Origin of the sequence: Actinoalloteichus caeruleus, from assembly GCF_049311605.1 — a bacterium.
In the GTDB taxonomy this organism is placed as follows: domain Bacteria; phylum Actinomycetota; class Actinomycetes; order Mycobacteriales; family Pseudonocardiaceae; genus Actinoalloteichus_B; species Actinoalloteichus_B caeruleus.
Genome location: NZ_CP186005.1, coordinates 5,574,290 through 5,586,542 on the forward strand (window position 1 = coordinate 5,574,290; position 12,253 = coordinate 5,586,542).

Sequence of the window (12,253 nt, forward strand, 5' to 3'; positions counted from 1 at the left end):
GAACGGAGCATCGCGCCAAACTATCCCCGGCACGGACACCTTGGCGATCCCTAGATCGCCCTAACGGCACTCCTCCGCTCGGCCGAATCCGCCGGCCCGTACCCGCCCGGGCGGTTCGGGGAGGCCGCGGGGTTCCCGCGACCTGGTCCTCCGCGCGAACTCGCGCTCCGGTGCCGTCCGGAACGGCCCCGTGGCGGACGAGGTCCGCACCGCCGCACCGCGCCTCCCGTCTCCCCGGAGACGCGCCCTCCTCGCGACGACCGCCCGGCACGACGTGAGCCGGGCTCGCGCGCCGGCGGGACCCGCCCGCACCCAGCGCCGGGGCGGGCGGCCACGCCGCCGCTCAGAGCTTCGTCATGGGCACGCCGCCCATCAACATCAGGCGCACCTTCCCGGCGCTGCCGAAGTCGATGGTGGCGGTCGCCCTCGGACCGCTGCCGTCGGTGTCGACGACCGTCCCGAGCCCGTACTTATCGTGGCTCACCCGGTCACCGACGTCGAGGGCGAGCGGCACCGTGGAACTCGCGCTGCTCCGCCTCCACCCGCCGAACCCGGTGGTCCTGGTGCCACCGGCGGCCAGACCCGCCTGCGCGGAGTCGGAACCTCCCCGGTCGGAGCCACGACTCCACCTGGTGACGGCGCCGGGGGCGGACCGCTCCGGCTCGGTGCGACGCCAGTCCAGCAGCTCCGCGGGCATCTCCGCGAGGAATCTCGACGCGGGGTTGGTCATGGGCTGCCCCCACGCGGAGCGGACCAGTGCCCGCGACACGTAGAGGCGCTGCCGTGCCCGGGTGATGCCCACGTAGGCCAGGCGCCGTTCCTCAGCCAGTTCCGTCGGGTCGCCCAAAGCCCGCAGGTGGGGGAACACCCCGTCCTCCATGCCGGTGCAGAAGACCACCGGGAACTCCAGCCCCTTGGCGGTGTGGAGGGTCATCAGGGTGACGACGCCCTCGCCGTGCTCCGGTACGGAGTCGGTGTCGGCGACCAGCGCGACCCGCTCCAGGAACGCGGCGAGCGATCCGGGCGCCGGCCCGTCGGGCTCGCCCCCGTCCTCGCCCTCGTCCTCGGTGACCGCCGCCCCTGCCTGTTCGACGAACTCCCGCGCCACCGTGACGAACTCGTTCAGGTTGTCCAGCCGGGAGGCGTCCTGGGGGTCGTCGCTCTCCTCCAGCTCCGCCCGGTAACCGGTCGAGCCGAGGATCCGCTCGGTCACCTCGGCGATGTCCGCACCCGCGTCCAGGCTGGCGCGCAGTTCGTCGAGCAGGTCCACGAACTCGGCGATCGGCCGTCGCGAACGCGGTTTGACGTCGGCGACCTCTCCCCGCGCCGCGGCTCGGAGCGCGGCGGAGAAGCCGACGCGTTCGCGGTCGGCGTGCTGGGCCACCAGTTCCTGGGTGCGGTCCCCGATCCCGCGCTTGGGCACGTTCAGCACCCGCCGCAGGCTCACCGCGTCGTCGGGGTTGTCCAGCACGCGCAGGTAGGCCAGGACGTCCCGGACCTCGCGCCGCTCGTAGAACCGCACCCCGCCCACGACCCGGTAGGGCAGCCCCAGCCGGATGAAGATCTCCTCGAAGACCCGGGACTGGTTGTTCGTCCGGTAGAAGACGGCGATGTCCCCGTTGGCGGCGTCCCCCGCGTCCACCAGCCGGTCGATCTCACCCGCGACGAACGCCGCCTCGTCGTGCTCGTTGTCGGCGACGTACCCGACGATGCGCTCGCCCTCGCCGGCGTCGGTCCACAGCCGTTTGTCCCGCCGCTCCGCGTTCCGCGCGATGACGGCGTTGGCCGCCGACAGGATGGTCTGGGTGGACCGGTAGTTCTGCTCCAGCAGGACGGTGTCGGCGTCGGGGTAGTCCCGCTCGAACTCCTCGATGTTGCGGATCGTGGCGCCCCGGAACGCGTAGATGGACTGGTCGGCGTCGCCGACCACGCACAGTTCCGCGGGCGGGACGGTGGGATGTCCGTCCTCCCCCTCCCCCGGCTCTCCCCGCCGGGACGGGTCGACCCCGGCCGCCGCACCGCCGACCAGCTCCCGGACCAGGACGTACTGGGCGTGGTTGGTGTCCTGGTACTCGTCGACGAGCACGTGCCGGAAGCGCCGGTGGTAGTACTCGGCGATCGCGGGGAACCGCTGGAGCAGCTGGACCGTGCGCAGGATCAGGTCGTCGAAGTCGAGGGCGTTGCCCACCAGCAGCCGCCGCTGGTAGGCCGCGTACACGTCGGCGACCTTCCGTTCCAGGTCGGTGCCGGCCGCCTCCTCGGCCTCCTCCGGCGTCACCAGTTCGTTCTTGAGGTTGGAGATCCCGACCGCCAGGGTCCGCGGTGGGTAGCGCTTGGCGTCCAGGTCCAGGTCCCGGCTGACCTGGGTGATGAGCCGGCGGGAGTCGTCGCCGTCGTAGATCGAGAAGTTCGAGTTGAGCGACACCTCGGCGAGGCCGGCCTCGGCTGCCTCCGCCTCCAGCAGCTCGCGTAGGCCGCGCGCCTCCCGGCGCAGCAGGCGGGCGCACATGGAGTGGAAGGTCGACACCCACATGAGGTTCGCCCGGCGCCCGACCAGCGCGGCCACCCGTTCCTTCATCTCGGCGGCGGCCTTGTTGGTGAAGGTGATGGCCAACACCTGGCCCGGGTGCGCTCCCCTGGCGGCCATCAGGTACGCGATCCTGGTGGTCAGCACCCTGGTCTTGCCCGACCCGGCGCCCGCAACCACGAGCAGGGGCGCGCCGGTGTGGGTCACCGCCATCCGCTGCTGGGCGTTGAGGCCTGCCAGCAGGTCCTCCGGGACGGCGGCGGGGTCGTGGCCGTGGTGGGCGGGAGCATCCGGGGAGAGGTCGAAGAGCGCGCTCATCAGTCAGCCACCGTACTCCCACACCCTCCGCGGCCGGACACCACGGATCCCAGTGCGTTCCGCCCCGGCGCCGACGGGCGGAACTGGTCACGGTCAGCGGCTGACCGGGGGAAACCCGCTCCCGATCAGGCGATGGAGCTCGCCCGTCGGCCCACCGCCGTCCCAGCCTGTGGCAGACTCGTCGACGTGCGGCAGGTCTTCTCCTACTTTAGCTACGGGCACCGGACTCCGGCGCCCGTGGTCGTGTGACCTGCCAGCACCCCCACCACGCAGCCCCCGGAGTCCCAGGACCCGGGGCTTCGCGCGCTCCGGATCCGGGCCCACACCCTTTCCCTGGAGGAGTCCCGTGAACAACTCGGTACCGGCCAGCACGCCAGAACGTCCCGACCGCGTCCCCACCGAGGACGAGGTCGCCGACCTGCGGTTGGAGATCGACCGGCTCGACGCCGAGATCCTCCGACTCGCCCAGCGGCGGGCGGAGGTCTCCAAGACCATCGGACGCGCCAGGATGGCCGCCGGCGGCCCGCGCATCGTCCACAACCGGGAGATGGCGGTGCTCGCCCGTTACCGCGAGCTCGGGCCGGACGGGCGGGAGCTGGCGATGGCGCTGCTGCGCATGGGCCGCGGCCACCTCGGGCGGTCCAGCTGACCGCGCGCGCGTTCTGACCGGGCTCGCGGGCCCGTCACCCCCCGCGCAACACCGGCCAGTGGTCACCCAGGGCGGCTCGGACCGCGTCCAGATCACGTTCCGTCCGCTCCGGGTTGCTCTCGTGGTCGTCCGGCAGGTAGCTCAGCGGGTCGTCCACCAGGGCACCTCGCTCCCCCAGCAGCCCCTCGACCAGGGCATGGAGGCACAGGGCCGCGTAACCGCGCAGGTAACCCCCCTCCTGGGTGAGCACCAGGCGGCCACCGACGAGCTCGGCGGCCAGCCGTCCCACCCGCAGGCCGATCTCCCGGTACCCAGCGGGGGTGAGGTTGTGCCGGCCGTTCGGGTCGAACGCGGACCCGTCGAACCCGGAGGCGCACACCAGGGCGTCCGGCCGGAACTCCCGCAACAACGGCTCCACCAGCTCGTCGAACGCGAGCAGGTAGGCGGCGTCGCCCGCCCCCAACGACAGTTCGATGTTGGCGTTGTGACCGGCGCCCCTCCCGGCGCCGGTCTCGTCGGGGGTTCCCCGCTGGGGGTGGCTGGGCCCCCAGGCACCGTGCCTCATGTGCAGCGAGACGGTGAGGACGTCCGGGCTGCGGTAGAAGATCTCCTGGGTCCCGTTGCCGTGGTGGACGTCCCAGTCCAGCACCGCCACCCGGGTGAGCCCGAGGTCGAGGGCGGCCCGCGCGGCGAGCGCGGGGTTGTTCAGCAGGCAGTAGCCGTCCGCCTGGTCCGGCTGGGCGTGGTGCCCGGGCGGGCGGACCAACGCGTAGGCGGGTCGTCCCCGCAGCACGGCTGACCTGGCGGCCTCGATCGCGCAGCCGGCCGCGGCCAGGGCCGCCGGCCAGGAACCGGGCCCCACGGTGGTGTTGGGTTCCAGCGAGGTGGGCTCCGGGCCGTTGGTGGCCTCCCGCAGCAGCCGCAGGTAGTCCGCCTCGTGCACGGCGAGCAGCTCGGTCACCGTGGCGGGCCGGCCCGGGTACCAGCGGAGCCGGTCGGAGAGCGGGCCGCGGGTCAGGGCCGCCCGGAAGGTCCGCAACCGGGCCGAGGACTCGGGGTGGGGCTCGGGCACGTCGATCCAGGGCGGGACCTCCGCGTGCTCCCACAGCCCGACGCCGGGGTCGTGGTCCAGGCACGCGTCGTCCCAGAAGAGGTCCAGCCCGCCCCGGGCCGTTGCCCACGTCTCGGTCATCCGCCTCCCGTCCGTCCTACCGGCCCGCTCCCGCGATCTCGGGGACATCACTGATGGCCTCCCGGGGCACCGGGCAGGCAGACTGGTCACCATGGTCCTGGATGTGATTGCTGGTGTGGTGGCGCTGGTCGGCCTGTTGGCCGCCATCGCCCATGGTGGCTACCTGGCCCTGCTCGGGTCGGCGGCCAAGAAGCGGGCCGGCGGTGGCCCGGTCGCGGAGTTCGTGCGCAGCCGCATGCCGATGGCCGGTGGCCTGGTCGGGGCCGGCCTCCTCGGACTCCTGTTCAGCACGGGAGGTGGGTTCGTGGACGTGCTGGCCATCATCGTCGGCGCCGGAACCGGCCTCGCCGCGACGAAGCAGCTGACCGCCGTCCGCGAACGCTACCGCACCTGAGCGGCGGCGCCACGACATCCGGGGCGTGGCCGTGAGTAGTCGACCGACCCCTCTCCGGAGTCCCACCGCGCCCGTCGTACCCTTGCTCAGGTGAGCACCGGGACGAGAACAGCGGGGGCGAGGGTCGCCCGGGTGCTCGTCGTCACGGCACACCCGGACGACGTCGACTTCGGGGCCGCCGGCACCGTCGCGGCCTGGCGCGCGGCGGGCGTCGAGGTCTCCTACTGCGTCTGCACCTCGGGGCAGGCCGGCGAGGTGGCCGACCTGCCCCGCGCCCAGGTACCCACGCTCCGCGAGCGTGAACAACGCGCCGCGGCGGCCGAGGTCGGGGTCACCGACGTGACCTTCCTGGGCTACCACGACGGCACGGTGACCCCGAGCCTCGCGCTCCGCCGGGACATCACCCGCGTGATCCGGACCGTGCGCCCGGACCGGGTCCTGACCCACTCGCCGGAGATCAACTGGGCTCGACTCGCCGTGTCGCACCCGGACCACCGCGCCGTCGGTGAGGCCACCGTCGCCGCCGTCTACCCCGACTCCCGGAACCAGTACGCGCACCCCGAGCTGGCCTCGGCCGGGCTCGCGGCGTGGAAGGTCCGGGAGCTGTGGTTGTCCGAGGCTCCCCCGGAGCGGGTCAACCACGCCGTCGACATCACCGAGACCTTCCCCCACAAGATGGCCGCGTTGCGCGCGCACGCCTCCCAGACCGGCCACCTGGCCGACCTGGAGGAGTGGCTCCGCGCCGAGCTCGCGGCCAACGGCCGGGCCCACGGGCTCGGCGCCGACCAGCTCGCGGAGGTGTTCCAGCTGGTCGACGTCGGCTGAACCGGGCAACGAGAGGGGCGGCGAGGACATGGGCGGTGAGGTTGATCCAGGCGGCGGTCGGCATCGGCTCAGGCCGGGTGTGGCCGGACGTCGCGCGCGGGGGGCGGGTTCGCCGTGCGGGCGTCCCGGCCAGGAACGGCCGTCCCAGGCCCCGCCGGACGAGGACGCCCCCGGGCCACATGGCCTCCAGAAGTTCGACCTGGGCCTGGTACCCGCCTCCGTCACGCCGCCGCGCACCTGGCGGCGAGCCGCCTGGTTCACCGGCATCGCCACGGCGGCCGCGTTGACCGGCCTCGTCGGCATGAGCGTCGCCCTGTTCAGCCCCCGTCCCGAGTTCTCGATCGACTCGCTGCCCGCGGTCCCCACCGGGCAGCCGATGCCTCGGCTGGAACTGGTGCCCGGTCCGGACCGGGAGACCTTCCCCTCCCCGCCGACGGCGGTGGCGGACCAGTCGGAGCACGAGGGCTCCGCGTCCCCCCGCTGGGGGCAGGGCACCCAGGCGGACGGTCCCGACGGCGACGCGGCCAGTGGGCAGGCCGAGGACGCCGAGGAGCCCCCTGGCACCACACCGGGCGAGGGCGGGGGGTCCCCGGGGTCCGAGCCCGAGATCAGCACCCTGGGGCCCACGGCCACGGCGGCCCGCCCCGAACAGGCGAGCGAGGTGCCCACCGACGAGTACAAGCACCAGACGGTGGCCTTCCTCGACTCGGTGGTGCACGACCTCCCGGCCGCCTACGCGTTGTTGGGGGGCCGACTGCGAGCGGCGGGCCTGCCAGCGCTGCGGGACCGGTACGAGGACGTGCGGGACATCTCGATCGAGCACATCCTGATCGATCCGGCCAACGCCACGACGGTGTCGACCCTGGTCGTGACCCGCCCGGACGGCAGCCAGACCAAGGAGTACCGCCAGCTGCGGTTCCGCGACGTGGGCGGCCTGCGCATCGAGGACGACCAGGTGGTGGCGAAACCCGCCGGTTGACCCCCAGGCCGCCGCACCGGCCACGCGGGCACCACGACCGGGTGAGTCTGGGGAGGAACCCTGGCCACGCGTCGGCCCGTCGCGGTAGAGCTGTCCCACCGGTGCGCCCATGTGCGGTGCGGTCGGGAGACAGGTATCCGAGGACGAGGGCGGGGTCGTGCGGCGTTCGAGCTCCAGCCTCCACACCGCCACCCCCGGCCAGGGGCCGGCCGTCGAGGCCAACCCCGACGGCGTGCCCTCCCCCGTCGAGGCGGTGCCGGACCGGCCCGGGCGGCGGCACGGACTGGCGACCGTGGCGGGGGCGCTCGTCCTGTTCGGAGCCGTCGTCGCCACCGACGCCACCACCAACCTGCGTCCGCCGAACGAGTCCGACCCGGCCGTACCCCGCAGGCTGGTCGGGCAGGGAGCGCTGGATCCCGGCCAGGTTTCCGCCCTGCTCACCGGGACTCCCCCGGACAGCACCACCCCCACGCCCACCCCCTCCGACCCGGCGGCCCGCGAACGGGGGAAGGAGGACCTCGCGGCACGGTCCGCGTCGTCCTCGGAACCGACCGTCAACCCGCGCGCGTCCACCCAACGCCCCCGGAGCGGGGACGAACTGGTCCGCCTCTTCTACCGGCTCCTCGACGAGGACCCGGACCGGGCGGTGGGCCTGCTGGCCCCCGAACTGTCCAACCCCGACCCCGGTCGGCTGGTCAGCGCGTGGCGGGCCGTATCCTCGGTCGAAGTGCTGAGCGCCGTGCGCCGGGGTGGCCAGCGGGTGCTGGCGACCGTCGCGATCGAGCACCCCGACGGTGGCCGGTTCCGTGCCCAACACCTCGTCTCGTTGAGCGGGTCGGCTCCTTGGCGGATCATTCAGGTCGAACTGGTGTCAGCCCAACAGGGTTAGAGTCGCACCGGGTGTCCTCTCCGGCCAGGTGGTCCGAGCGGCCACCGGTTCGGACGCGGACGCACGGATGGAACACGAACGCTCACCGACCTCGGGATGACGGCGCGACCAGCGGGACGCGAGTCCCCGGTGGCGGAGTGAGCAGGAATGGGAGCTGCCAGTGAGCGACGAGGGTCGCCTGGTCGCTGGACGGTACCGGCTGGAGAAGCGCATCGGCAGCGGCGCGATGGGCGTCGTCTGGAAGGGCGCGGACGAGCGGCTCGGCCGGGTCATCGCGATCAAGCAGTTACTTCCCCAGGGCGGTCTGAGCCCCTCCGAGGCGGAGGAGGCGCGACAGCGCGCCATGCGTGAGGGCCGGATCGCGGCTCGTCTCCAGCACCAGAACGCCATCGCCGTCTACGACGTCGCGGAGGACTCCGAGGGGCAACCCTGCCTCATCATGGAGTACCTGCCCTCCAGCAGCCTCGCCGCCGTCCTCTCGGAACAGGGGACCCTCCCCCCGAGGGAGGTCGCCCGCATCGGCGAGCAGGTGGCCGCGGCGCTCGCCGCCGCCCACGCCGCCGGCATCGTGCACCGGGACATCAAACCGGGCAACATCCTGCTCGGCGAGCACGGCGTCGTCAAGATCACCGACTTCGGCATCTCCCGCGCGACCGGCGACGTCACGGTCACGAAGACGGGGATGCTGGCCGGCACGCCCGCCTACCTCGCTCCCGAGGTGGCCAAGGGGTACGACCCCGGGTTCGCGGCCGACGTGTTCTCCCTCGGGGCGACGCTCTACGCGGCGGTGGAGGGCGAGCCGCCCTTCGGGGTGCACGAGAACACCCTCGCCCTGCTCCACATGGTCGCCGCCGGACGCGTGAACCCACCGCGCCACGCGGGGCCGCTGACCGCGCTGATGATGCGGCTGCTCCGCGCGGAACCGATCGAGCGGCCGACGATGGCCCAGGTTCGGGAAGGTCTGCACGCCGTCGCCACCGGCCAGCCGGTGCCGGCGACGGCGATGCCCCCCTCCCCACCCGGCGCGACCACCGGGAACGGGGGCCCCGCCCGGCCGCCGGGACCGATCGCCGCCGCGGCGACCACCCCCGTCCCGCCCGCGAACGGTCAGCAGGGGCCCCGCCCCGAACCGCTGAGGCCGGCCAGTCGTCCCGAGCCGACCAGGGTGGGGCCGAACCCGTTCGCCGACGACCCACCGCCGCCCGCGCAGCACGCCCCGCACGGAGGTCCGCCCCGTGACCGGGCGCACCAGGCGCACCAGGCTCGCTCCGGCCCACCGCACGCCCCGTCCAACCAGGGCGCCGCCCCGCCCCAGGAGGTCACGTCCCGCCGCAGGGCGATGGCTCTGACCGGGATCGCCGTGGTGGCCGCCGCCCTCATCGGCGTGCTGCTCGCGAGCGTGATCTTCGACAACAGCGGGGACTCGATCGACGCCGGTACCGGCGGCCGGCTCACCGGCGCGGAGACCTCCCTGGAGGTCTCCGACACCTCGGAACGGGCCGAACCAGAGGCACCGCCGGAGACCACGGAGGAGACGACCACCGAGGAGACGACTCCGGAACCCCCGCCGACGACGGAGGCGGAACGCGTCGAGGAGACCGAGGAGCAGGAGGACCCGGAGGACACCGCCGAGCGGTACGAGGACGCCGCCGAGGACTACTACGACATGCTGCCCGACGACGTCGAGGACGCCTGGCTGCTGCTCGCCCCCTCCGCCCAGAACGACCCCGAGAGCTACCGGAACTGGTGGGGCTCGGTGGAGGACGTCGACGTCCGGGGCAACCCCCGGTACAACGGCGACGGCACCGTCGACATCAAGGTGCGGTACGAGATGAAGGAGGACGGTCGGCGGTCGAACGAGACCGTGCGCCTGTACTTCGAGGAGATCGACGGGCGGTTGTTGATCGCCGACTCGCACCCCGTGTGACGCGGCGTGCGCCGGGGGCGCCGGGTGTCCCGGCTCGCGGTGGACGGCACCGGGGGGACCACCGCACGTCACCACGGCTGCCCGGCGGGGACGCGGCCGGCAGCCACTCCCCCGCCCACCGCCCGCGTGGGGCCGTCCCGCCCGGAGGTACCGGCTCCGCCTCCTCGTACCGCACCGGTCCGTCGGGCCCCCCGGGTCCGCCGGGTCAGATCAGCCGGCGGTCACTCGCCCACCGGGACAGCTCGTAGCGGTTGGACAACTGGGTCTTGCGCAGGACGCTGGACACGTGGGTCTCGACGGTCTTGACCGAGATGAACAGCTCCGACGCGATCTCCTTGTAGGCGTACCCCCGCGCCAACAGCCTCAGCACCTCACGTTCGCGGGGTGTCAGCAGGTCCAGCTCGGGGTCGCTGATCGGCGGCGCGCCGGGGCGGTCGGCGAACGCGTCCAGCACGAATCCCGCCAGCCGGGGTGAGAAGACGGCGTCACCGTTGCGGACCCGCACCACCGCGTCCACCAGCTCCCTCGCCGAGATCGTCTTCGTGACGTAGCCCCTGGCCCCCGCTCGGATCACGGCGATGACGTCCTCGGCCGCGTCCGAGACCGACAGGGCGAGGAACACGACGGAGGAGCGCGTGGAACGCACCCTGCGCAGGACCTCCGCGCCGCCGCCGTCGGGCATGTGCACGTCCAGCAGCACGACGTCCGGTTGGTAGTGCGCGACACCGGCCACCGCCTCGGCCACCGAGCCCGCCTCCCCCACCACCGTGACGGCGTCGCCGGCCCGCTCCAGTTCGGCCCGCACCCCGGTGCGGAACAGCGCGTGGTCGTCGACCAGGAAGACCCGGACGGGATCACGTCCACCGGTCGGCGTCTGTTCGCTGCTGTTCATGTGGTTCGCCTCCACCTCCCCGGCCCGCCGTCAACGCCGGCGGCACCGCGTTCACTGCCTGTTCGCGTCCCGGGGCACCCGCAGTTGGACCTCCGTGCCCTCCCCGGGCGCGGTTCGGATCCTGGCGCTCCCGCCGTTGCGCTCCATCCTGCCCCGGATCGAGTCGGCGACGCCGTGCCGGTCCGTCGGCACCGCCTCCTGGTCGAAGCCCTTGCCCCGGTCCCGCACGAAGAACTCCACCTGGGTGGGCTCGATCTCCACGTACACGCTGACCTCACCGACCTCGGCGTGCTTCGCCGCGTTGACGACGGCCTCCCTGGTGGCGGAGACGGCGGCCGCGATGCGCTCGTCCACCACGCAGTCGCCGACCACCACCTGCTGCACCTTGATGGCGAAGGTGTCCTCCACCTCGCCGCAGGCCTCCGCGATGACCTCCGACAGCGACCGGCCGACGGGACTGTGGGGAGCCACCGAACCGCTGTCGGTGGGGTCGGCGGCGGGCGGCGGACCGGCCGGCCCCTGCGGCCCCGCCGCCGCGCCGCCGCCCCCGCGTCCGTAGCCCGAGGGCCCGTACAACCAGCCGCGGAGCTGCCGTTCCTGGCTGCGGGCGAGCCGACGCACCTCCTTGGTGTCCTCGGCCTGCTTCTGGATCAACGCCAGGGTCTGGAGCACCGAGTCGTGCAGGTGGGCCGCGATCTCGGCCCGTTCCTGGGACCGGATCCGCGCCCGCCGCTCCTCGTCCAGCGCCCGCACCGTCCGCAACCACCAGGGCACGGTGAGCACGGCCGCCCCGGCGAGGGTGGCGATCACCGCGAGAAGACCGAACTGGAGTTGGCTGAGGTCGAGGCTGCCGACCAGGAACAGCGCGATGCCGGTGACCACCAGCGCCGCCCCGGCCAGGGTCCGGGCCAGGGCGGAGCGGCCCCCCTGCCCGACGAAGACCCCCCGCATCCCCGAACGCGCGCCGGCCGCCCAGCGCCGGCGCTGCGCGTCGTCGGCCTCCCGCCACACCACGGCGGCGCCGACGAGCACGACCAGCAACGGGACCACGAACATGCTGCCGAAGGAGCCGGCGGCCACCAACGCGCCGATGCCCAGCATGACGACGGCGATGGTCTGCTGGCGCTCGCTGGACGACGGGTCCTTCCCGGTGTCCACCGGCCGCTGCGGAACGAAGGCCCACAGCAGGGCGTAGGCGAGCAGGCCGACGCCGTTCCACACCGTGAGCAGCGCGAAGAAGGCCCGCACCCAGAGCACCTTGACCCCGAGGTGGTCGGCGACCCCGCCCGCGACGCCGGCGAGTGCCCGCGCGGACCGTCTCCGACGTAGCGGCACCCTGCTCCCGAGGTTCTCCCTGCTGGAAGGGGCACCCCGGTGCGGCGGGTGGGACGCGGCGCGGTGGGCGCGCGGTTCGTCCGCGGCGTCCGGTCGAACGTCCGGGTTGCTGTTCAGCTGAGCGGCCACGGGACCCATCGTCACACCGAGGCTCCCGCCGGTCATCGGGGGTGCACCCCCGTTCCCACCCCGGGCTCTCCGGGAACCTTTCAGGGGGCACCCTGATGTGTTCGCGGTACCCCCCGGGCGACCATGGACCCAACGGCGGGCAGGCACGACGTCAGCGGGGCCGGGTACTCCCGTGCGACCCACCCGGCGGCAGCGAA

Annotated in this window: 10 protein-coding genes; 6 read left to right on the top strand and 4 right to left on the bottom strand. The window is 73.6% G+C overall.

Annotated elements, in window-relative coordinates; genetic code table 11:
- Positions 1-343 precede the first annotated feature (343 nt).
- Positions 344-2,845 carry a DNA helicase PcrA gene (gene pcrA / locus ACOJVX_RS22910; RefSeq protein WP_026419458.1) on the bottom strand — a complete coding sequence of 834 codons (2,502 nt, stop codon included), beginning with the start codon at positions 2,843-2,845 and terminating at the stop codon, positions 344-346.
- A gap of 346 nt (positions 2,846-3,191) precedes the next feature.
- On the opposite strand from pcrA, the gene ACOJVX_RS22915 reads away from it, so the two are divergent.
- Positions 3,192-3,494: a chorismate mutase gene (locus tag ACOJVX_RS22915; protein ID WP_026419459.1), complete on the top strand. Its 303-nt coding sequence runs from the start codon at positions 3,192-3,194 to the stop codon at positions 3,492-3,494.
- A 34-nt stretch (positions 3,495-3,528) separates the two neighbouring features.
- Here the strand turns inward: ACOJVX_RS22915 and ACOJVX_RS22920 are convergent, their stop codons facing one another.
- Positions 3,529-4,686, bottom strand: coding sequence for a histone deacetylase (locus tag ACOJVX_RS22920; protein WP_030226469.1), 1,158 nt, complete (start codon positions 4,684-4,686; stop codon positions 3,529-3,531).
- A 91-nt stretch (positions 4,687-4,777) separates the two neighbouring features.
- On the opposite strand from ACOJVX_RS22920, the gene ACOJVX_RS22925 reads away from it, so the two are divergent.
- From ACOJVX_RS22925 to ACOJVX_RS22945, 5 genes are all read left to right on the top strand, one after another.
- A complete protein-coding gene (locus ACOJVX_RS22925) occupies positions 4,778-5,080 on the top strand; it encodes a hypothetical protein (protein WP_030104425.1) in 303 nt (100 codons plus the stop codon).
- A 90-nt stretch (positions 5,081-5,170) separates the two neighbouring features.
- Positions 5,171-5,905 carry a PIG-L deacetylase family protein gene (locus ACOJVX_RS22930; protein WP_026419462.1) on the top strand — a complete coding sequence of 245 codons (735 nt, stop codon included), beginning with the start codon at positions 5,171-5,173 and terminating at the stop codon, positions 5,903-5,905.
- Between the two features lie 79 nt (positions 5,906-5,984).
- Complete coding sequence (locus tag ACOJVX_RS22935; protein ID WP_418152947.1) at positions 5,985-6,884, top strand: hypothetical protein; 900 nt, start codon at positions 5,985-5,987, stop codon at positions 6,882-6,884.
- 157 nt (positions 6,885-7,041) lie between these two features.
- A complete protein-coding gene (locus ACOJVX_RS22940) occupies positions 7,042-7,773 on the top strand; it encodes a hypothetical protein (protein WP_418152949.1) in 732 nt (243 codons plus the stop codon).
- A 160-nt stretch (positions 7,774-7,933) separates the two neighbouring features.
- On the top strand, positions 7,934-9,700 hold the full coding sequence (locus ACOJVX_RS22945) for a protein kinase domain-containing protein (protein ID WP_422647087.1): 1,767 nt from the start codon (positions 7,934-7,936) through the stop codon (positions 9,698-9,700).
- A gap of 205 nt (positions 9,701-9,905) precedes the next feature.
- Here ACOJVX_RS22945 and ACOJVX_RS22950 read toward each other — a convergent pair whose 3' ends face one another.
- Together ACOJVX_RS22950 and ACOJVX_RS22955 are read right to left on the bottom strand one after the other, a co-directional pair.
- The gene (locus ACOJVX_RS22950) at positions 9,906-10,592 is read right to left on the bottom strand and encodes a response regulator (RefSeq protein WP_026419466.1); all 687 of its coding nucleotides are present in this window, start codon (positions 10,590-10,592) and stop codon (positions 9,906-9,908) included.
- 51 nt (positions 10,593-10,643) lie between these two features.
- On the bottom strand, positions 10,644-12,065 hold the full coding sequence (locus ACOJVX_RS22955) for a PspC domain-containing protein (protein WP_245588882.1): 1,422 nt from the start codon (positions 12,063-12,065) through the stop codon (positions 10,644-10,646).
- Positions 12,066-12,253: the final 188 nt, after the last annotated feature.